The following is a 21570-nucleotide window of genomic DNA, read 5'->3' as shown; positions in this document are numbered from 1 at the left end:
TGGACTCGGGTGTGATCGTAAGGGCTTTTTCAGTCGTGAACTCGAGCCCAATCCACGAGCCCTCGGGTTGGAGCGCCTGGGTCGTCGAAAAGGCTCGAGTCTCCCAATGGTTCCGGGGGGGATTATTCTCCTTGAGCCATGTTTGCTCGCCGGGTCATGAAGGCGAAAGACGAATGGGCGATTGAGAGAGCCCCCTTACTGACCTGTCACCAATTCTTCGATTCCGTCGGGTTTGGGCGGGATCCAGTTGGCGTCTCGGGGTGGAAATAGGGCACGCAGGAGCGGCGGGGCGAGGAAAGTTGTGGCCATGACCATGAGGGTCACCGCGCTAAACAGTTTGGCATCGAAGACGCCACTGGTGAGTCCCATCTGTGCGAAAATGAGGCCGACCTCGCCCCGAGGGATCATCCCCACGCCGATGACGCTCTTCTTGCCCTTGAACCAAGGCGCGGCATAGCCGGCCGCGAACTTGCCCACCACCGCCACCAGGATGAGGAGCCCACCGACGAGGAGCGTCGAATGGCTCCCTGGATCGATCGGGTTGAACACGCGAATATCGACGGCGGCCCCGACCGAGACGAAGAACAAGGGAACGAAGAAGTTCCCGAGCTCCGTGACACCATGCTCGATCTCATGGGCCTGGGGCGTCTTGGCCAGCAAGAGACCCGCCGCGAACGCGCCGATGATCACCGCCGAGCCGGCCCGGTCCGCCAGCCAGGCGAGCCCGAACGCAAGGATCAGGGCGAGGATCGTGGTCGTCCCCGGGAGGTCGATTTTGCCCACGAGCCTGACCAGCCGGGGCACGATCAGGCTCCCGAGCAGGAGCGTCCCGATCAGGAACCCGAAGGCCACGCCGGTGATTTTCGCCACACTCTGTGGGGTGACCGCCTCCCCTTGGGTGAGTGCGGCAATGACGGTCAAGATCACCAGCCCGATGACGTCGTCGATCACCGCGGCGCCGAGGATGATCTGGCTCTCCGGCTCTTGCAGTCGGCCCAGGTCGGAGAGGACGCGGGCTGTGATGCCGACGCTCGTGGCCGTGAGCGAGGCCCCGGCGACCAGCGCGACGAGGTTCGGGAGGCCGAGGATTCGGCAGACGGCATAGCCCAAGGCGAATGGCAAAGCGACCCCGACGGTGGCAACCGCCGCTGACGAGCCGCCGACCTTGACGAGCATTCGCAAGTCGGTCTCGAGCCCGATCGCGAAGAGCAGCAGGATCACCCCGAGCTCCGCAAGCAGATGGATGACATCCACCTTGGGATCGACCAGCCCCAGGACCGAAGATCCGAGCAGCACACCCGCCACCAATTCACCGAGAACGGTCGGTTGACCGATGGCCTTGGCCAGCGCACCGCAAAGCCTGGCCGTTCCGAGCATGACGACGAGAAGTCCCAGGAACTGGGGGACATTCAAATGGTCCATGAATGGCTTTCTTATTGAATTTCGTGGAGATATGAGTCCGCTGAGGCTCTCCATGTCATGGCGACAAGGTCACCGGGCTCTTCAGCAAGATCCAAATGAAGGTGGGAAGGAAGGAAAAAGGAAGTCAGGGGGGGATCGCTACCAGCCACCACCATTGGTGATGAAGAGCCTCAGGTAGAGCTCATTCTCGGAGACGGGATGTGTGCGGTTGTCTTGCATTCGGCCGAACTGACAGCAGAAATCGATTGTCCCGTCCTGCGAGCCATTCTAACGGAGTTCGCGATCGCGATGAAGTACAAGAAAGGAGTCGGCCCCCCCTCGACCTGAATTGCCTGGGTGAATTGCGGTGTCCGTTGGCGTTTGGCTCCGAGGAGAGCTATCTTGGCCAGCAGAACCGGCCGCCCCGGATTTCAAAGGCATTCCCCGATCTCCTTCGGCGGTCACTGGCTTGAGTCTCCCCATTGATGCGGAGGAATTTCCCTGATGAGATGGCTTCCAATCGTCCTGGCAAGCGTCTTGCTCTTCCCCGGCGCAGCTCCGGGCGAGGACAAAGTCCTCGACTGGGTGAAAGTGACCGACAAGGCGGAATGGCAAGCACGCGACTCCAGCGGCGAGCTGGTTTATCAGGATCAGCTCTGGATCCTCGGTGGCTGGTTCGACTCCTTCGCCGCCCCTCCGCGCGACGTCTGGAAGTCGCCCGACGGCAAGTCCTGGGACCTTGTGACGAAGGAAGCCCCCTGGAAATACAGCGACCTGCCGATGTCTCTCGTCTTCAATGACCGGATGTGGATGCTGGGGGGCTGGTACAACGGCCGACTCCCCGGCCACGGCGCCACGAACGAAGTCTGGAGTTCGGCCGACGGCCTGACGTGGGAACCGGTGACGAAAGCGGCGGGTTGGAGCCCGCGACTCGCCGCCGGCGCGGTGGTTTTCAAAGGGCGAATGTGGATCCTCGGAGGGACGGAAAACTATTACTTCGGCGATGAGAAGAGCCCCAAGAACGACGTCTGGAGTTCGGCCGACGGCAAAGAGTGGAAGCAGGAAGTGGCCAACGCCCCGTGGTCGCCTCGCGCTTACCACTCGGCGGTCGTCCATGACGGCAAGATCTGGATTCTCGGCGGGGGCAATTACGTCCCGAGTTATCACGCGAGGAACGACGTCTGGTGTTCGTCCGACGGTGTGAACTGGGAGCAGGTGACCGAGAATGCACCTTGGAGCCCCCGGCTCTGGTTCTCCGCGGTGGTCCACCGTGACCGGATCTGGGTCCTCGGCGGCTGGTCGAACAACCCGTCACGGAATTGGGGCGACGTCTGGTACTCACAGAACGGTAAGGATTGGACCCAGCTCCGATCCAACGTGAGTTGGAAGGAACGCCACGAGCATTCCGCCTACGTCTTCAAGGATAAGATCTGGGTCGCGGGTGGGCACGCCAAACCGCTCAACAGCGAGGTCTGGTCACTCGAAGTCCCGCCGAATTTTTTTGAAGGGCGATGAACGGAGAAGCGTCCGGTCTTCGGGCTGCCTGGAGACCGGACGAATCTCATCACCACCTGGGCGATGCTGGGGATTCGCGGCCTTTCTGGTTTATGGTCGTCCCGGTCCCTCTGAAGTCCAGACCTCGGCCCGTTGCCCCGGTTGAAGATCCAGCGGCTTGATTGCGCCGGGGTGGAATGTCGTGCCACTCTCCGCTTTGAGATAGGACTGGACAGTCACCAAGCCTGGTAGCACGCGTGGGAACTCGAATCGGCCGTCCGCATCGGTGACGGTCCCAAGCTTGCCTTCAATTCGCGGTCGGCTGGGGCCGTTGAGCCGATCCGGTTCCAGTATGATCTGTACCCCAGGCACCGGTCGACCAAGTTCGCGGAACCGGCCGCGGACCGAGGCCCAGGGCTGGAGTCGGAGGGAGCCAGCGTCGTGATGGCCGGCCGGGAATTCGGCGATCGCGTACCCGGAGTCGGTTTGCGCAAGGACGGCCCACGGTTCAGCAGGATCGGGAAATGTGAACGTTCCCGAGGCGTCAGTAATAATCTTGTGATTATTATTTGGCATCGTGAGCTTGGCATACTGGGTTGGGGTCGCCAGGATGACTTCTACTTTCGCCACCGGCTGGCCGCTGGCGTCGAGGATCGAACCCGTGATCGGTGGGCTCGGTCGGAGGCGGAAATCTTGCGTGAGGGGGCCGTCGTCGCCGACGCGGAACTTCGGACCATCCTGGGTGGTGTACCCTTTCGCCTCGACCCGCAATTGGACTGATTGGTCGGTGTGCGTTGCCAGATAATTGAGTCGGCCTTCCCTCCCGCTTTCTAACTGATTCCGTTCCGCGATCCGGAACTCTTTGCGAGACACGTTGATGGGAATCACATGAAACGCTGGGATCGGAGCGCCGGTCACGGCATCGGTCACCCGTCCCGTGATGCGGTGCTCCCGTTTGAGCACGATTGTGCGGGTCGGTTCGCCGCCACTGATGTCAAACTCAGAACGGGCGTAGCCCTTCAAATCGACGCGTAGTTTCACCGGTTCGTCGGGCGCCCAGGTCCATTTCCAGAGGCCGTCCCTGTCGGTCTGTCGCGAAATCTTGGTGTCGTGCATGTCGGGATGGGCCGTATTGCGGAGCGAGTCCGTTCCTTGCCACCCAATGAGTCTGACGTTGGCCTTGGGAATCGACTCGCCGGCGGAATCGATGATTCGCAACCGGATTGCCTTGCCCGGTTCCATGCGGAAGTCTTGCTGCGGCGGTTCGTGCTGAAGATTGACCCGGCGCATCTGGGGCGCCCAGCCGGGAGCGACGACCGTCAGTATCGCCTCGCGCGGCGCGACTGCGGGCAGGCGATATCGGCCCGCGGCGTCAGTGAGGAACTCGGTTGGCTTTCCCGCGATATTGGGGACGTCGCCTTGCACGATGATCGCGTTTTGGATCGGCTTGCCGTTGGGGGCTGTCACCCGCCCGCTTACGATCACGCCGCGCTTGAGCGTCAGCGTGGCCGTCCCTTGCCTCAACGTTGCACCTGTGATCCCGGCGGCCCGCTGTGCATCCCCCGAAAAGTCATCCGTCACATAGTCGTCGTGAGAGACAAAAAGAGTCAAACTCAAGTGGGCACGGTCCGGGACGTTGTCGATGTGCCATCGGCCCTCGGCGTCAGTCAGCACCGGATTGTCCCGTTCGGTCAATTCAATCAGGTCGCTCCACTGGCCGCGATTACTGGCTGGCTGCCGAGCATGGGACAGCCAGACCCTGACCTTGGCGCTGGGAATTGGTTTGCCTTGTTCGTCCAGAATCCGGCAGCCAGCGCTGACGGCAGATTCGAGCCGGAACGTGAACTCGGCCGGGATCTCCTCGCCGCTCATTCGTTCGGGGATTTCCCAGCCCGCGAACCTCGAACCAGACGGCGGTTTACTGGCCCGGAGTTCAAGGCGTAATGCGGTTTTCGGCAGTTCGACTTCGGTGACGCCCGCGGCGTTTGTCACGGAGTCGCGATTGACTTTCACGACTCCCTTGTCTTCGGTTAAGGTCAAGGCGTGGATCTTCACGTCTGGAATCGGCTTGTCTTCTGGGTCGAGGACCATGACCCGGAGTCGTCTTACCTCGGCTGTGGGAGTGGGTTCTTCCTGTGCGATGGCTTGAGTTGGGGCGTCGTCAGTGAAGTGGTCTGTCTTGGCCACGGCGTTGCGCGGTTGCCAGAGGGCCCAGGTGGTGGCCAGGGCCACGGTTCCGAGGGTCGCGCCGGCAATCCAGCCGCGACCGAGCCGGGGCGAGTGAAAGCGGCCGGCGAGGAGCCGTCGGACGCGTATGGCCAGCGGCGAATGCCGGGAGACAGCCGCCACCATCAGGGCTGGTGTGGCCGTTGGCGTCAGGCCGACGAGCGTTTCGGCGTACTCGATTGGCGGGCAGCCGCAGGCAACGGCCCAGTCGTCGCACGCCTCCTCGGCGCACTCGCCCATCCCGAGTCGAGTCGCCCAGGCGAGTGGGTGCCAGGGAAGGATGCAGACGAGGAGTTCCGCCAGGAGCGCCGTCCAGTGGTCGCGGCGGCGGAGGTGAGCTAACTCGTGGCAGAAGACCGCCTCGCAATTGCCGGGGAGTGTGGCTGATTCCGGGATCAGGATCGTGGCGGGGCGACTCCAGCCCCAGAGCGCCGGCGAGGTGACGGCCGTGCTCATCTGCAGCCGAGGCTGGAGTTGTCGCGAACCGCCGATTCGCTTCGAGGCGCCGCAGAGGGCGTGGACCCAGGCCGCGTCGGCCGTTGCCCGGCTCCGCTGGACGGTCCGCCAACCGGCGATGATGTCCGCGAGCAACCGCAGGACGAGTGCCGCCGAAACCGTGAACCAGAGAACGAGGCCGATTGTGCGCCAAGGCCGTTCGGGGGCCGTGGATGGGGCGATCGTTGGTCGAGGACTCGAACTGATGGTTACCGGGTGGATGATCGCTGGTCGTGCCGGTTGGGCATGCCGTTCCCTCGGAGAATTGGTCGCCTCTGGTTCGGCCGGCGTGTCGGCTGCCGCCAGGAGAGGGGCGGGGACCGCGGGGAGGACGCCCCAGTTCGCCTGCTGGACGAGGATGACGAGCAGCGGTGTGGTCAGCGCACCCATCGTGGCCAGCGTTAGCAGACTGTGCGCTCGCGCTGGCCGGCGGCGGAGCAACCGGGCGGTTGCCAAACCGAGGGTGAGCCAGACGGTCCCTGAGACCACGAACGCCGCCGGCAATCCATTGAGAAGATCAGGCATCCTTCTTCTCCTTGCGTTTGGCGGCAATCATCCGCCGCAGTTCCGCGAGTTCGTCGTCCGAATACGGGCGAGCGTCGAGCAGTTGCCGGAACAACCGCATCGGGTCGCCTCCGAACGATTTTTTGACCAGCCGCATTGCCGACGCCGTCACGCTTTGCCGCTGAGTTGTTGTCGGGACATAGACATAGCTGCGCCCCTCGGCCCGATGCGATAACCAGCCCGCTTTCTCCAACTTCTGAAGGGCCGTGAGTACCGTTGTGTAGGCGAGTGGCTTGTCCTTCGCCAGGTGCTCACGCACTTGGTGCACCGTGGCTTCCCCCAACGCCCAGACCGCCTCCAGCGTCGCCGCCTGGAGTGTCCCCAGTTCCTCAACCGATTTTTTCGCCATGACTTCGACTCCGCTGTGTAGTACTTCGGCGATAGTACTATGGTCCGTAGTTGAGGTCAAGTATTCTCCCGGCGGGTGATGGGTTGTCCGCGGGAAGGCGAGGACTGCCGCGACGTTCGGTCGAACGATTGAGTCCTGCGGTAACCGAAGTGGAACGTGAAAAAAACTTTGCGACGGGTGCGAGATGGAAGTTGCCTGCCCGCGGAGGATCGGTCAAGATCGGAGGGATCCAAGTCTCTTCAGGGCTCTCTTGTATTGCGCCAATCACCTCGAGGGGGCGCCCATGGGCTTTCTCGACGTGACCAAAGAGCCAGCTCGTTGCTACGATCCATCGCCTCCCACGGAGCATGCGTCGGCTTTTGTTCTCGCGAATCCGGCCTCATGCGGTGAACACGATGACTCTCGAAGGTCACGTGAAGCCAATGGGAAACGTGCCCGAAACCTTGTCCCCTGGAACTGAAGAAACGGAGGCTTGAATGTTCACTGGACGTCTTGCCAAGTTTGCTGCCATGTCGACCTTGTTGGGCGTGGTTTTCGCGGGGGTCGGCACGGTGGCCACCGGGCAGACCACCACCACGCAGCCCAAGGAGAGGGTAAAAGCCAGGGCGAAAGAGACGGTGAAGGAGAAGGCCAAGTCGAAAGAGAAGGCGGCCGCCTCGGCGCCTCTCGACCTGAACAAGGCGAGCGAGGAAGAGCTGGTTGAACAGCTTCCCGGCGTTGGTGAGGCGACGGCGAAGAAGATCGTGGCGGGCCGGCCTTATGCCAAGGTGGATGACCTGGCGAAGGCAGGGGTGCCTGCCCGGACGATCGATGGGATTCGGAGCCTGGTGACGGTCAGCCAGGCCCCTGCGCCCTCGGCCGTCGAGACTTCAGCCAAGGCGAAGGTCGCGCGGAAGAAAGCGGCTCCGTCCCCTGCCCCTGCTCCCTCGGCACCGCTCGACCTGAACAAGGCGAGCGAAGAGGAGCTTTCCGGGGCGTTGCCCGGCGTTGGTGAGGCGACGGCGAAGAAGATCGTGGCGGGCCGGCCTTATTCCAAGGTGGACGACCTGGCGAAAGCGGGGGTGCCCGCCCGGACGATTGATGGAATCCGGAGCCTGGTGACGGTGAGCCAAGCCCCTGCCCCGCCACCGGCGGTTGTCGAGACTCCGGCCAAGGCGAAGATGGTGCGGAAGAAGGCGGAGGCGTCTCCCGAGCCGGCGGCGCCAGTGACGACCGCGGCCAAGACGGCCAAGGGCAAGGCGGCGGCCAAGGCGAAAGCCAAAGCGACTCTGGCCCCGGGGCAGAAGGTGAACCTGAACACCGCGTCCAAGGAGGAGCTCGACGTCCTGCCAGGGATTGGTCCGGTCCGCGCTCAGGCGATTATCGAGGCCCGCCCGTTCAAGAAGATCGAGGACATTAAGACGGTCAAGGGGATCAAAGAGGTGGAGTTCGGGTTGATCAAGGATATCATTACCGTGGATTGATTCGGGACTGTCCTTGCCCGGCGAGGTCCCGCCATTTTTCCTCGCGGCGGGGCGCTCGCCTTTGGCCCTTGGGAACTTTCCGCCATGCGCCCTTCGCAAACGACCTCGGCCGTGCTGGCCGTCTCTCTCGTTCTCTCGACGTTGGCTGCCACACCGAGCTGGGCCTGGGGGCCACACGGCCATCGGATTGCCACGCGAGTGGCCGAGGCCAGGCTCAACCCCGGCGCGCGTCGGGCCGTGAGCGAGTTACTGCTCAAGGGGGATACACTGGTTGATGTCTCAACCTGGGCCGATCAGGACGGGCACGACGCCGTACCGGGAAGTGCCCCCTGGCACTATGTCAACGTGCCGATCACGGCCAACCGCTATGAGGATCGCTACTGCTCGAAGGGCAACTGCGTCGTCGCCAAGATCAAGCACTTTCGCGCGGTGCTGGCCGATCGTAGCGCCCCTTTGCGAGAGCGACGGCGGGCCTTGTTGTTTCTGATCCATTTCGTGGAGGACGTTCACCAGCCGTTGCACGTCGGCGACAATCATGACCGGGGCGGGAACCTGACCCAGATCCAGTTCCTCGGCAACGGAACGAACCTTCATCGCCTCTGGGACTCGGGCCTGATCAACGAGATCGACCGCAACGAACGAGTCTGGGTCGAGCGGATCGAGTCGCAGCTCACCAAGGAGAACATCCGTGCCTGGTCGCGCGGGAGCGTCGAAGACTGGGCGAACGAAAGCCTGCAAGACGCCAAGTCCGCCTACTTGTTCCCTGCCGGGGCACGCCGGCCGATGGAAAGCGGGAAGCTCCTGGGCAAGGACTACGAGAACTTCGCTCGTCCGATTCTGGAACGCCGACTCGCCCAGGCGGGGGTTCGGCTGGCCAATGAGTTGAACCATATCTTCGAGTGAGGCGACCGCTGAGTCTTGCCCAACCGCCGCGGAAACGCCGAATCGGTTCTGTATTCGAAGGGGGGGGCACAGCCCACCAAGGTTTAATCCTGGTGGGCCGTGCCCACCCTACAAAATTAGGATGAGCCGATTTGTTGGGTGGTCACGGGTATCCAGGTCTAATGCTGGTGGACCGTGTCCGCCCGACGAAATCATGTGGGGCGAATCGTTATTTCTGGGGAAGTTTGATCTTGGCGAGGTAGATCGAGGACTTCTTCGCCTCGTGGGAGGAGTAGTAGCTCATCCACAAGAGGCCGTCGTGCCAGACGAGGCCGGAATAGCTCGTGTCGCCGCCGCTCGGCACGGTCAGAAGCGGTTCGTAGCTGTCTCCCGTCATCCGGGCCACCACGGTCTTGGCGCCGCCGGGGTAGCTGCGGCCGGCGGCCCAGAGGGAGCCGTCCGGCAGGCGGATGAAGTTGGGGCCGCCGACCTGGTGCTTGGTCTCTTTCCAGGTCCAGTTGGTATAGGGGGCCTGGCTGTGGCCGATCCAGGCGAGTTTGTTGCCGGCCTCGCGGCGGACCAGGGCGATCATCTCGCCGTCCGGCAGGAATCGCACGGTCGATTCATTCGGCTCGCCGGGAACGTCGAGGTGGGTGACGAGGTCATACTTCACGCCATCGGTGCTGACGAAGAGCTTGAGCTTCCAGTCGGCCGCGCCGGGCTCGACCTTACCGGTCGCGGTCGCCGTTTTTGCCGCTGAGGTGCCTCGGGCCCCGGCGTCGTACGAGATGCCATAGGCCTTGCCGTCATGCCAGGTGACCCGCCAGAGCCATTCTCCTTCGCTCAGGACCGGCGTCGGCGTGGTCCACTCCCGTCCGTCCTTGGAAAAGGTGACCCTGGGCCGCCGGCCTTGGAGCGTCTTCGTGCCGTTGTAGATCGATCCACCCCCCACGATCATCAAGCGGTCGTCCGGCGTGATCGAGAGCTTCGGATCGCGGAGGTCGACCCCTTTTTCGGTGATCAGCGCGGCCGATTCCCATGACTTGCCGTCGCTCGATTCGAGCACACGCAGCTTGCCGTCGCCGCCGACGTGGGCGTCGGCCTCGCGGAACGTGCAGTACCACTTGTCGTGCCAGCGGATCAGGTCGGTGAACGCGTTATGCGATCCCTTGTCCCAGATCTTCTCGACCGAGACGAGCTCGGGCTTGGGCTCAGCCGCTCGCAGCCGTGGGAGCGGGGCCAGAGCAAGGAGAGCCACGGCCAGAGAGATCGGCAGACGTTGAAGCTTCATGAATCGAGTTCCTTGAGGGAATCGGGTTGAGAGAGCAGACTTCAGGAGCGGCGAGGACAAGGGTGGCCCTCACCGTAGCGCTTCGACCACGTCGGCGGGGTCGGTCCCGTTGAACAGGATGAGGTTCTCCTTGGCGTTCAGGAGGTTCCAGACGTGCGCAGCCGGTTGATAGGCGTCGCGGAGCGCCTTGGCCGAGAGTGCTTTGCCGTTGCCGACGACCCCACCGGCGATGACCACGCGTTTGGGAGCGTTCAGGGCGGTCAGATGAGCGATGTCCCCTACTTCGCGGAGGATCCCCGGGGCCATCACCCCGAGCTTCTGCCCGACGTAAGGCTCCTCGGTGATGTAGCTGGCAAGTGTGCCGACGGCGGCGACCTTAGTGATTCGCGGGTCGACTGCCCCCGCGCAGAGCGCAACCAGGCCAGCCGGGCCCTTGCCGATCACGACGATATTCGCCGGCAGCCGATTCTCCCGTTTCTCGATCCCGTCAAGCAACCGGCGCACCTCGAACACCCACTGCCCCAGGAGCGGTCGGCCGATCCAGAGGGCCCACTCCGCTGGGTTATGGTCAGGGGCCTGGCCGACCCGATCAGTCGGCTGGCCATTTCTTCCCGTCGATCGCAGATAGAGTGGGACGGACCTCCAGCCGGCGCGACTGACCTCCGACACCAGAAAGTGGTTCGCTTCCGTGTCGGGGCCGTCGAGGTCGAGGACGATGGCAAGATGTTGGTCCGACTTGGCCTTAACCTTTGGATCGAGACTTTGAAAGGGCGGCGGCCCACTTCCCTCCCCCAGAAAGAGGTGCATTCCTGGTTCGGATTCAAAGACTGTCGTGAGGCTACCGCCCATGAAATTCGAGAAGGAAATCGGCGGCACGGTCGGGAACCCGCCAAAGACCGTATTAACGAGGGCCTTCCGGCGAGTCTTGGCCTCGGCAGCCCAGGCCTTGGGATCGCTGAGTGGCGGCTTCGCCGCGACGAGCTTTCGCCCTTCAGCCGCAGCGAAGCGAGGGAGGGTCATCCAGTCGTCGGGCCGAGTGTCGCCTGGGTAGCAGCGGAGGGTTTCGGGGTCTTCCGTTTTCAAGGCAGGTTCGGCGATCGGCGCCCCCTCCCCTTCCCCTTTGAGGTGGAGGGTCATCCAGCCGTACATGGCCTCGCGCATCGCCTGGTTGTAGTCATGTTTCGACTCGAAGATGGCGTGCCGGACGTGATTGGCCTGGCCGTTGAGTCGGTACACCTGCTCAAGAGGCGTGAGCGTTTGCTTTGCGGCCGCGACTGAGAATTGGGAGGCGTCTTGGGTTGCGTTGACAATGAGGAGGCCACGCGGGGCTGTGAGACCGAGCACTCCCCATTCCTCAGCGAACCGTAAGGCGCCCGGGACCATTTCGCACATGCAGCAGGCGATGCCCAGGTAGGCCTGATAATTGCCGACCGAGCAGACCGGGACGACCGCTTTGAGCCGCTTGTCCCAGGCGCCGGCGTACATTGACTGATTGCCGCCGCCGCTGGCGCCGGTGATCCCGATGTGCTCGCCGTCGACCTCCGGCCGTGTCAGGAGGTAATCGACGGCTCGCATGTTCTCATAAACCTGGATACCCGAGAGAGGCAGGCCGACGGGCAGGAGCGTTGCGCCGGTCATCTCGCCGTGATACTCTCCGAGCGCCTTGCCGACTCCGCGCTCGCCAGCCCCGAACGCATCGACGGCGAGCACGAAGAAGCCGAGCTTGGCGGCTCCGATGCAGCGGGCCTGGACGACCGGATCTTGCTTGGCCCCTTTCCAGTGACCGTGGACGGCGAGGATTGCCGGGTGCTTGCCAGGGCCGTTGGGGACGTAAGCATTGGCGGTCATCCGTAGGCCGGGTCGGGTCTGGAAGACGACCTTCTCGACGCGATACCCGTCGCGATCGAGGGTTCCGAGCACTTGGGGCTCGAGTGGGCAAGGCGTGGTGGGGAAGTCGCCCCAGGCCGTTTGAAGCCCCTTCCGTACCTCGGCGGCCTGGGCCTCCCATTCGGGCAACGTTTCCGGCGACCTTGTCCCGGCCCGTAACGTCTCGGCCTGGCTCCGGATGAACTTGAGGTACGGATTCGGAGCCGGGTCAGGCTCCGCGCCCTGGAGTTGCGAGAGGGATCCCAAGGCGACCAGGAGCGCCAGCCCCACCAGTGTGATCGGTTTGCACGCGAGCGGCATGGGAGCGATCTCACTTCTTTGAAAAAAGACAACGATCCGCGACTGGGCGAGAATTTCGCAAGATTTCCGGCCCAGTCGAATCAGTAGCACGGCCGGCCCGGCCGTATTCCCCTCGGCCCAGGGCTATCCTCGAGCTTGCGCCGACCCGTGGGAATTACGGCCGGGCCGGCCGTGCTACTGCAAACAACCGGTTGTGGTAACCGCAAGAACCATCTCGACCTCGAGGCGAAACCAGTGTGTCGGTCCGGTGACGCTCCAGCAACACCCTGCCGCCTCGAACCTTTCGTGGGCTGAGCTGAGCCAGGCCGGTCAGGCGAGCCCGGCCATGGCGCGAACGGTATCCCAGGCGTGCTGGGGCGTTTTCGTGGTGCCGTGCTCCATGCCGATCGCGCCGGCGTAGCCGACCTGGCGGAGCAAGCGGAAGATGTTGACGTAGTTGCTCTCGCCGCTCCCCGGCTCCTTCCGGCCGGGCACGTCACCGACCTCGATGAACTGGATCAGTCCGCGCTTCAGGCCGTCGGCCATCGTGTTGAGCACGTTCCCCTCGCCGAGCTGGCGATGGTAGATATCGAAGTCGACCTTGACGTTAGGGTGCCCCGCCTCGGTCGCGTAGCGAAACGCGTCGGCCGAGGTGACCATGGTCATCTGGGGGGACTCGACGCGGCTGAGCGGCTCGAGCGTCAGGTAAACTTTATGTTCCTTGGCGATCTCCCCTGCCTTTTTCAGGCCGGCGATGATCTGGGCGTGCTGCGTTTCCGGGGGGATGTCGGGCTGGATCTTGCCGACGAACGTGATCAGGTTCTCTGCGCCGAAGCGGTTGGCGACCCGGCAGGCGTCCGCGAAGTCGTCGAGGAAGGCCTGCTCCTGCCCTGTCTTGGTGAGCCCGGAGCCCCAGCCGGTGCGAGGAGCGCCGGTGATGCTCACACAGGTCATGCCGTGGGCTTGCTGGGCTTCGAGCATCCGGTCGAGATTCTTGCCGCTATAGTTCCAGAAGCCGTAATGCTTGGCGCCGCAACGCGCGGCCTCGACGATCCGATCCTGGTACGGCATCTTCGCGGGGAACATGATTTCGAGGTTCATCGCGAGCTGGTAACGCGGCGGGGGAAGGGTTTTGTCGTCCGGCTGGGAATCGGCTCCGAACGAGAATTGCGTGGAGAGCCAGGGCGAGAGCGCAGCGGCTTTGAGAAGCGATCGTCGTGTCACGGGCATGCCTTTGGTTCTCCCAAGCGGGGATCGTCAACACGTCGGAAGCGATCGGGCCGCCCGCTGCGTCCCACCACGGCCGACGACGATTCCGGCCAGTCTATCCGGGCCGCAAGGCCGAGGACAGGCTTCTGATTCGGCACGCCAATTGCGATTGAATTTTCTTGCCGGGCCGCATCTGGTGGTTCGGATCACGGTACAAGACGTCTCTAGAATTCAGCATTGATAAAGGAGAACGTCATGGCGGAATCCTTCAAAGACAAGATTGAGGACACGGGGCACAAGATCGCCGAGAAAGCGACCGAGATTGGCCACAAGGTGGGTGAGACGGTGGAAGAAGCGGCCGACTGGGCGAAGGAAAAGGCCCACCAGGCCGGCCACCGGATTGAGGAGGCCGTCCACAAGGTCGAACACAAGACCGCGGCGACGCTCGATCAGAGCACAGGGGCGACCGGCTCGACCGCCGACATCCGCGAGCACATGGACGTCTACGGCTCGTGCGGCAACCTGGTCGGCAAAGTCGACCGCGTCGAGGGCGACCAGATCAAGCTGACCAAGAGCGATAGCCCCGACGGCGAGCATCACATGATCCCGCTGTCGTGGGTGGCCAAGGTCCACGACCACGTCCACCTGAGCAAGACTTGCAACGAGATCCAACACGAGTGGCAGCCGGTTTGAACGAGGCGAAGACCGGCCGACTCGAGACGGATTGCCCTGGCCGGCTGGCGGGCCACTGGGGTGAGCGGGGATCGCCTCTCCCTGAGAAGGCCGCGGGCGCCCCGCCCGCTCTATTTCTTGTATCGATCTGGATGGTTTGAGTTGAGGGCGAGTCGCCCGCGGCCTCAGGAAAGGCCCAGAGGCTACGTTTTCTCTCGGATCAGATCACGGGTCAATCAGGAGGGATCGGGGAGCCACGACTCTCCGCCGCTGAAGGGCGCGGAGGGTGACGCCCAGGCTCAGCAAGGCCCAGGCGCCTTCGACGAGCAGGACGCCCGGATTCGGCGGCGTCAATGCCGAGACCGCGAGTAGGGTCGAACCGGAGAGGTTGAGCAGACCGTAGGCGATTCCATCGGTCTTCATGCCGGCGTACTGACTTGCGCCGAAGGCGGAGAGGACCAGGAGCGCCCCTACGATCGAGAAGAACTGAATCAGGGTTGTCACCATAAGTGAGTTCCTCGCGGAGGCGTGATGCCTCGTCGAGGGCCGAAGCGACAATCTGCAAGTCCCGGCTCCCGACGGTGGAATTGTTCGGGTCTGGCCCGCCGCTGGTCAAGCACTTGGCAGCGAAGTTTGAGATACGAATGAAAGGTCTGTCTGAATTTGATGACGGGTGTTTATGCAGTTGTGCGAGCGCAGTGGCACGTCGGCCGCGTCGAAGCGGTAGAACGTCCCACCAGCCTGAACGAGGCCATGCCGCCGTTGGGATTGTGCGTGGGGATTCCTCGGAGTTCGCACGCTCGACCGAGGAGGAACACGTACACTCATTGTGGCGGAAATCATCGATAAATTCAAGGACGTGCCCGGCCACTGATGAGCGGAGGCGGACGTCACCTGGCGGGCGGGCGGAGAGAGTGAGGGGGAGGAAGCGTGGCGACCGGAGCGAGTTGGCCTCCGGTCCCCATGCGTTGTGGTGAGCTTCGAGGTTTCTCGGGCGTTCGACCGGTTACGCCGAGGAAACCAGCTCGGTCGCCGGCACCGATTCGAGCCGGCCCATCCGGTAGAGCCAGCGGACGTGTGACGCCAGGGCGTCGCGGAAGGTCGGGTGGATCTGGTAGGGAATGCCGAACTCTTTGCAGGTTGCCTCGACGATCGGCGAGATGGCCGGGTAGTGAACGTGGCAGACCTTCGGGAACAAGTGGTGCTCGATCTGATAGTTCAGACCGCCCAGATACCACGTGAGGAACCGGTTCCCAGGCGCGAAGTTGGCCGTGGTCCGCACTTGGTGCTCGGCCCAGCCTGCTTCCACCGAGTTGGAATCGTGGGTGGCGACGTGAACCTCGGTTTCCTCCAGGCAATGCGCCAGTTGGAAGGTCGTGGTCAGCACCGTGCCGAGCGTGAACGTGGTGAGCAAATAGAGCCCAAGCACGGGCAACGTCGGATAGAGGATCAGCGGCAGGATCAGCGACCAGCCATAGAAGAAGAGCTTGCCGAAAAGCGTGGCGGCCAAGACCAACTTGCTCGGCCTCGGGATGGGTGTCCCGCCAATGTCGCTGTTCACCAGGTCGCGATAGTCCGCGTAGAAGTGCCAGTTGGCGGGCAGAAGGCCATAGATGAACCAAATATAAATATATTGATATTTATGGAATCGGAGTAGGGGCTGGGTGGGCGCGAGCCGCAAGTAGGGCTCGATGTCCACGTCCACGTCGATTCCCGAGATGTTCGTGTAGGTGTGGTGGACGATGTTGTGCTCCAGTACCAGATATAGGAGCTACCGCCCATGACGTCGAGGCAACAGCCGAAGAGGCGGTTGACCCAACGGATCCGCGAGTAGCCGCCATGGTTGGCGTCATGCTGCACGCTGACGCCGATGCCGGCCATGCCCACCGCCAGACAGATTGCGGCGAGTGGGGTCAGCCACCAGGCGAGCGAGTTGGTGATCAGCAGGAGGTAGGCGCTGACTGTCCAGGTGAGCAGGATCGCCGACTTCAGATACATCCACGCGGCGTCACGCGGTGAGATCTGCACTCCTTTGAAGTACTCGGCAACACGGCGTTTGAGCTCGAGGTGGAATGCCCCGGAGCCCGGGAAGTGAACCCGTATCGGTTCCAAAGAATCACCCTTGATCTAGACGTTGTTGAAACGCTCTCCGGGGCAAGCAGATCGAGTGGGACCAACACTCAATTTGCCGGCCGGCCGTCGCAAGCAGGGGAGCAGCCCGCGGCCGATTTCAAGGCCAGGCGCCGGGTCGTCTGACCAGGGCGCATCAAAGTCGCTCGGGCCAGGATGATCGGTCGACGCAAGGTAGTGAATCGGGTCGTCCATTCCACGGTTTGGGCGGTTGGTAGAGAGTGGCGGTGCCTGGGATCGAGGCGGGGTTGGTGGAGCGTTGCCGGGTGGACGGCTCGTTCCGATTGTGCCCGCCTACTTGCCTCGAACGATGCATGCGAACAAATATTTCAACGGATCGCCCTGGCCAATTCAATAGCCCACCCGGCCGATCCAGACCTGAACTCTCACAAAAACATCACACCTCATGAACCTGTAAGCCTTTACGGCAGATGAGGTTTGGGCCTCACTCGCGGACGACTTGCCCTGACGAACGCTGGCGGGGCCCGCGTGACTCGTTTCTCCGCGTCCGGTATGCTCCTTCAAGCGACGGGCTTGGTGCGGAACTCTGCCTCCGCGGCGGGGACGAACCTCCCGGGTGGACCATTCAGGAACACACATCACGATGCGCTCTTTTTCGTTCATTTCACGACCATTTTTTGCATGCACGCTGGTGGCGTTGCTCTGCGGAGTGTTCGTAATCCCCCCCGCACTCTCCCAGGCCCCGAAGCCTGAGCCCAAAGCGAAGGCCAAGGCGAAGGCCAAAGCCAAGGCGAAAGCGAAAGCGAAAGCCAAAACGAGCGCTCCCCAACGGAAGCCGACGTTTGCCAACGTGCCGTATGGGGAGCACGAACGCGAGGTCCTCGACTTCTACAAGGCGGAGTCGGCGACTCCGACCCCCTTGGTTGTCTACATCCACGGTGGCGGCTGGATGAACGGAGATAAAGCCCGGGTCGGCACCGTCGATTTGAAGAAGCTGCTGGATCAGGGGATCTCGGTCGCGGCGATCAATTACCGGCTTCTTCCCCAGGCCTACGAAGCCGAGGTCAAGCCGCCCGTCAAGTGGCCGCTGGAAGACGCGGCGCGGGCGATTCAGTTCCTGCGGTCCAAGTCTGAGGAGTGGAACATCGACAAGACGCGCGTGGCGGCCACCGGCGGGTCGGCCGGTGCCTGCTCGTCTCTCTGGCTGGCCATGCATGACGATCTGGCCAAGCCCGACAGCCCCGACCCGGTGGCTCGCGAGTCGACCCGGCTGACCTGCGCGGCGGTCGTCGGCGCACAGACGGCTCTCGATCCCAAGCAACTCCGATCGTGGATCCCCAATATGGGCTACGGCGGCCACGCCTTCGGCTTCCGGAAAAAAGACCAAGTTCGAGCGGATGAATTCCAGGCGTTCCACGATCACCGCGACGAGGTCCTACCTTGGATCAAGGAGTATTCTCCCTACGAGCATGCCAGCGCGGGGGACCCCCCCTTGTTCCTGGACTACCCGAAACAAGATAAGCCTGCCAAAGTTGGCGAAAATCAGACCGATCCCACGCACTCGGCCGTCCTCGGCCTGATGCTTCAGGAGAAGCTCAAGCCGGAGGGGGTCGAAACCCACCTCAAGTACCCGGGCCAAGACGACCCGGATTATGCGAACGGCACCGACTTTCTGATCGCCAAGCTCAAGCCGGCGCGTCCGTAACCCCCCTTGTCTTCCATCCCCCCTGTGGCGAGCGGGGGGAGGAAGACCATGGAGAAGTCCAGCGGCTCAGTGCGTGGGATCGGGGATCGCCGCTGGCATTGCGCGATAGAGCTTGGCCAGCTCGACCATCAAGGGTTCGAGTCGCGCGTAGTAGTCGTCGGCGGCCAGTTTTGCCTTCTCGTCGCGCAGGGCGGCGATGGAGAGTTCGAGCTGGTCGCGTTTCTGCCGGATCTCTGCCGATAGGTCGCGTTCGCGAGCGCTGGGGATGAGGACGAATTGGTTGGCCCGGATCCCGTCCAGGGGGGCTCCGTCCTTGGCCCGACGGGTGGCGCGGACGCCACGAAACCAGTCGGCCGGCGTGCCCAGCTTGTCGCCGTTGTCGTCGATCAGCGCGTGTTCGGTGGCCAGTTGCGATTGTGCGCGATAGGATTCCTCGACCCGGCCACTGGCCGTCAGGTACGCTTCCAGGAGCGAGACTTGTCCGTCTTTATCCAGGTCGGCACTCGGGTTAGCGATCGCTTCGGCGAGGTGCTGGCCGAAGCGGGCGTAGTTTTGCTCGTTGCCGCTCCGGGTCGCGGTGACGATGACCCGGTCGGGTCCTGAGAGGCGGTTGAGGAATGGGCCGCTGGCCGACGCGCAGTTGATGATCGCGATCGGCCGCTGGAGCGGCTTGAGCCACTCGAACAACTCGAGGTCGGTCACATCCGGCCCTCGTAGGTTGAACTTGGCCTCGCGCCCGTCGGAAGTTCCGTGGCCGATCAGGACGATCCAGAGCGGTGCTTGACGGGGGCCTGCCTTGGCTTTCTCGGCCAGGATCGCCTGGAGGCGATCGTGGTCGGTGGGGGTTGCGTCTGTACCTGTGTCTTTGCCTTGACTTGTGTCCTGAGCCTGGTCATGGTCTAGGCCGATCGGGATCGATTCGGCCGAGGCCTTCTTGGCGGCGCCCTGCCACTGGCCGGCCCACTGGCGGAACCGGGCTTCATACTCCGAGCTGCCCGGAGCGCCGACGACGATGAGAACGGCCGGTCGATCGGCGGTCTCAGTCTCGGCGGCTGCCGTTGCCAGGCTCAGGCCGATCGCAATCAATATGGTCATGATGATGATTTGAAATAAAAATAATGGCTGGGTCATGCCAGTCCGTTGACGCGTCTGAGGCCCCATTCGGCCGTCAGGCAGGCGATGGCGATGAGGAAATAGAGGGGTTGATGCCACAACGGCGAGGTCCACGGTTCGCTGATCGGTGCGTGGCGAGACGAGAGGCTGGCGACGAACGAGGCGAGTCGGTCGCCGTTGATGACTTCCCCGTTGGTCTTGGCCGCAATCGTGTCGAGGTATTCCCGGTTGGGGGTGAGGCGGGCAAATTCGTCGGCCGCGGGCTGAGCGGCCCAGCCCGCTTCCTTGTCGCCGATGAGGCTTCCGTCAGGCGCATTGGCGGTGGTCGTGACTCGATAGGCGCCAGGCTGCCGGGTGACGTAGGTCGCCGCGTAGGCGCCCGCTTCTTTGGGATCGGACTCGGCGTCCAGGGTCAGATCGTCGCCTCCGGGCAGGCTGATTTTGAAGGTGACTTTCGCATTGTCGAGTGGCCGGAACTCGGCGTCGCGCACCCGGGTGGTCAGCACGACGGCGGGGGCGGTCGAGTCGGCCTTCGGTTTCACGCTGACCTCGACCTGTCCCGGGACGTCTCCGACCAGCCAGCGGACGGTCTGACGCCACGAGCGATCGAGGTCGCTCTCGGCCGGATCCTGGCGGCGCAGGCCCCAGCGCCAGAGGTCGCCGATCATCAGGGCCGCGACGTGCCCTTTGCCGAACTGCTGGGCCACAAGTGCGGGGGCGAGGTCGCCGGTGCTGTTGCGGACCTGCGAGAGCACGGCCGCCCCCGGCTTGATGGTGCCGACCTGGCTGAGCGTGCGGAAGGGAGGCATTGTCGCGAGCCGCTGCCGCTCCTCCTCCTCGGTCTTTCGGGTCCGGACCCAGGGCTGGAGCCAGCCTTCCCGGGTGAGCACCAACTGGTAATCTTCCGGGGCCGGGATCGTGGCGGGCCGGTTCAGGTAAACAGGGAGGAGCTCGCCGACCGGGTTGCGGTCGTACTTGCCGTCGGCGAACGAGTCAGGGCCGCCGAGCATGAGTAGCCCGCCACCGCGTTGGCTCACGAAGTTGCGGAGCAGGCCGAGCTGATCCTGGGTGAAGAATTCCGCCTCGATGTCGTCGAGCACGACCGCGTGGTAGCGATACAGTTCATCGGCCGTCTTGGGGAATCCGTCGCGGAGCTCGACCTCGTCGCGCGTGCCCAGGCGGACGAGCACGGGCTGGTCGACGCGCTCGGCCGTATCGGCGTCGGGGTTGTCGAAGCCGTCGAACAGGGGGGCGGCCGACGAGGTGCGAGCGCTCCGGAAATCGAACTTGGGCTGTCGCTTGGCGATCCGGATCAGGCCGACGAGATCGACCTGTTCGTCATCGGCCAGGGCGCGGCGAAGAAACTTGAATTCCCAGTTGGGCCGGCCGCTCACATAGAGCACCCGGTACGGGCCGCTCCCCTGATCGACAACGATGAGTCGGCTGTTGTTGGCGAGCGTCTGCTCGCCCGACGGCTCACTTTTGGGGACCTGTTCCGTCTTTTGTACTTCCGAGGCGGCGAAGGCGCGGACGCGGTAGACGCTGACCCCTTTTCGCTCGGGGCGAAACTGGAAGCGGAAGTTGAGTGGCTTGCCGTCTCCTGTCGCTTTCGCCTCGAGACGCTCGATGTCCCGGCCGGCCTCGTCGGTGACGACGGCGGCGATCGTTTCCCCAGGGAAGCCGGTGGCGGTGACATCGGCCCGGACGACGACGGGGGCCGACTCGAAGTTCGTCTGGCTGATCGAGACGTTGGTGACGCCGATGTCCTTGGCGACCCCTTGCGAAGGGGGGATCACGGGATAGATCGGCGGTAAGCCCGCCCAGTCGAGGTCCCCGACGTCGGTGCGGTTGCCGTCTGTGAAGAGCAAGACGCCGGCAAGCGGCAGGCCGCGGAACCGTTTCGAGAGCGCTGAGAGTGACGAAGTCAGCGTGCTGCCTGTGCCGTCGAACGTCAGGATGTCGAAGCCATCCACCGCGCGGAGGTGCGAGTCGAACGCATAGTTGCGCACGTCGAAGTCTTGTCCGAGCCGGGTCTTCCATCTCAAGTCCTGGGCGAGCAGGTCATGCATCCAGTCGCCGCGGGTACGTGGGGACTGGCCGTCTCGGATCAGCAAGCTCTGGCTGTTGTCGGCCAGAATGACGAACGCATTCGCCCCGCGCCGAGGGCGCGTGCCGGTGAGCAGAGGTTCGAGCAGGCTGAGTGCCAGGACCGTGAAGCCGACAGCTTTGAGGAGGGCGCCGGCAAACTTCACGGAGCGTGTGGTGCGTGCCCGTCCGTAGCTCCAGAGCAACGAGACGGCCGCGACCCCAATAATCAGGCCGGCGCCGGCCAGCCATTGCGGCGATCCCCAGATGATGGAAGGCATCGTCATCGACAACGTCTCATTGGTTTGCCGCTTGAATGGTTCAGGTGTTGAAACGGCCGATTCGGTGGTGGGCCTTCTGGCCT

The 21570-nt window shown here is 63.5% G+C and carries 15 protein-coding genes and 1 pseudogene; 5 read left to right on the top strand and 11 right to left on the bottom strand.

Annotated features, from left to right (window positions below):
- Positions 1-195: 195 nt before the first annotated feature.
- Positions 196-1422, bottom strand: a complete 1227-nt coding sequence (locus tag V5E97_RS03640; protein WP_406697919.1) for a cation:proton antiporter — start codon at positions 1420-1422, stop codon at positions 196-198.
- Positions 1423-1905: 483 nt separating this feature from the next.
- Between V5E97_RS03640 and V5E97_RS03635 the strand changes: the two genes are divergently transcribed.
- Positions 1906-2916, top strand: coding sequence for a Kelch repeat-containing protein (locus tag V5E97_RS03635; protein ID WP_406697918.1), 1011 nt, complete (start codon positions 1906-1908; stop codon positions 2914-2916).
- Between the two features lie 90 nt (positions 2917-3006).
- Here V5E97_RS03635 and V5E97_RS03630 read toward each other — a convergent pair whose 3' ends face one another.
- Together V5E97_RS03630 and V5E97_RS03625 are read right to left on the bottom strand one after the other, a co-directional pair.
- On the bottom strand, positions 3007-6141 hold the full coding sequence (locus tag V5E97_RS03630) for a carboxypeptidase regulatory-like domain-containing protein (RefSeq protein ID WP_406697917.1): 3135 nt from the start codon (positions 6139-6141) through the stop codon (positions 3007-3009).
- Positions 6134-6529, bottom strand: coding sequence for a BlaI/MecI/CopY family transcriptional regulator (locus V5E97_RS03625; RefSeq protein ID WP_406697916.1), 396 nt, complete (start codon positions 6527-6529; stop codon positions 6134-6136). The genes V5E97_RS03630 and V5E97_RS03625 overlap by 8 nt, the downstream gene beginning before the upstream one ends.
- Positions 6530-7005: 476 nt before the next feature.
- On the opposite strand from V5E97_RS03625, the gene V5E97_RS03620 reads away from it, so the two are divergent.
- Together V5E97_RS03620 and V5E97_RS03615 are read left to right on the top strand one after the other, a co-directional pair.
- Positions 7006-7992 (top strand): ComEA family DNA-binding protein, encoded by a 987-nt coding sequence (locus V5E97_RS03620; RefSeq protein ID WP_406697915.1) that lies wholly within the window; start codon positions 7006-7008, stop codon positions 7990-7992.
- 84 nt (positions 7993-8076) lie between these two features.
- The gene (locus V5E97_RS03615; RefSeq protein WP_406697914.1) at positions 8077-8895 is read left to right on the top strand and encodes a S1/P1 nuclease; all 819 of its coding nucleotides are present in this window, start codon (positions 8077-8079) and stop codon (positions 8893-8895) included.
- 208 nt (positions 8896-9103) lie between these two features.
- On the opposite strand, the gene V5E97_RS03610 is transcribed toward V5E97_RS03615, so the two are convergent.
- From V5E97_RS03610 to V5E97_RS03600, 3 genes are all read right to left on the bottom strand, one after another.
- Positions 9104-10165 (bottom strand): sialidase family protein, encoded by a 1062-nt coding sequence (locus V5E97_RS03610; RefSeq protein ID WP_406697913.1) that lies wholly within the window; start codon positions 10163-10165, stop codon positions 9104-9106.
- A gap of 69 nt (positions 10166-10234) precedes the next feature.
- A complete protein-coding gene (locus tag V5E97_RS03605; RefSeq protein WP_406697912.1) occupies positions 10235-12352 on the bottom strand; it encodes an alpha/beta hydrolase family protein in 2118 nt (705 codons plus the stop codon).
- A 309-nt stretch (positions 12353-12661) separates the two neighbouring features.
- A complete protein-coding gene (locus V5E97_RS03600) occupies positions 12662-13561 on the bottom strand; it encodes a TIM barrel protein (RefSeq protein WP_406697911.1) in 900 nt (299 codons plus the stop codon).
- Positions 13562-13795: 234 nt separating this feature from the next.
- Here V5E97_RS03600 and V5E97_RS03595 point away from each other — a divergent pair, with 234 nt between their 5' ends.
- Positions 13796-14233, top strand: coding sequence for a DUF2171 domain-containing protein (locus V5E97_RS03595; protein ID WP_406697910.1), 438 nt, complete (start codon positions 13796-13798; stop codon positions 14231-14233).
- Between the two features lie 204 nt (positions 14234-14437).
- On the opposite strand, the gene V5E97_RS03590 is transcribed toward V5E97_RS03595, so the two are convergent.
- From V5E97_RS03590 to V5E97_RS03580, 3 genes and pseudogenes are all read right to left on the bottom strand, one after another.
- Entirely contained in the window at positions 14438-14719 is a 282-nt protein-coding gene (locus V5E97_RS03590) for a CBU_0592 family membrane protein (protein WP_406697909.1), read from the bottom strand.
- 499 nt (positions 14720-15218) lie between these two features.
- Entirely contained in the window at positions 15219-15917 is a 699-nt protein-coding gene (locus V5E97_RS03585) for a fatty acid desaturase family protein (RefSeq protein ID WP_406697908.1), read from the bottom strand.
- 110 nt (positions 15918-16027) lie between these two features.
- A pseudogene (locus V5E97_RS03580) lies at positions 16028-16093 on the bottom strand (hypothetical protein); the annotation flags it as partial.
- Positions 16094-16946: 853 nt separating this feature from the next.
- Between V5E97_RS03580 and V5E97_RS03575 the strand changes: the two are divergent.
- The gene (locus tag V5E97_RS03575; protein ID WP_406697907.1) at positions 16947-18008 is read left to right on the top strand and encodes an alpha/beta hydrolase fold domain-containing protein; all 1062 of its coding nucleotides are present in this window, start codon (positions 16947-16949) and stop codon (positions 18006-18008) included.
- Positions 18009-18074: 66 nt separating this feature from the next.
- Here V5E97_RS03575 and V5E97_RS03570 read toward each other — a convergent pair whose 3' ends face one another.
- Together V5E97_RS03570 and V5E97_RS03565 are read right to left on the bottom strand one after the other, a co-directional pair.
- Positions 18075-19103 carry a hypothetical protein gene (locus V5E97_RS03570; RefSeq protein WP_406697906.1) on the bottom strand — a complete coding sequence of 343 codons (1029 nt, stop codon included), beginning with the start codon at positions 19101-19103 and terminating at the stop codon, positions 18075-18077.
- 32 nt (positions 19104-19135) lie between these two features.
- The gene (locus V5E97_RS03565; protein ID WP_406697905.1) at positions 19136-21493 is read right to left on the bottom strand and encodes a glutamine amidotransferase; all 2358 of its coding nucleotides are present in this window, start codon (positions 21491-21493) and stop codon (positions 19136-19138) included.
- Positions 21494-21570: the final 77 nt, after the last annotated feature.

The sequence above is a fragment of the Singulisphaera photorubra genome (genome assembly GCF_045290345.1).
In the GTDB taxonomy this organism is placed as follows: Bacteria; Planctomycetota; Planctomycetia; order Isosphaerales; family Isosphaeraceae; genus Singulisphaera.
The sequence above is the reverse complement of the archived record's forward strand: the minus strand, read 5'-3'. Positions and strand labels throughout refer to the sequence as shown.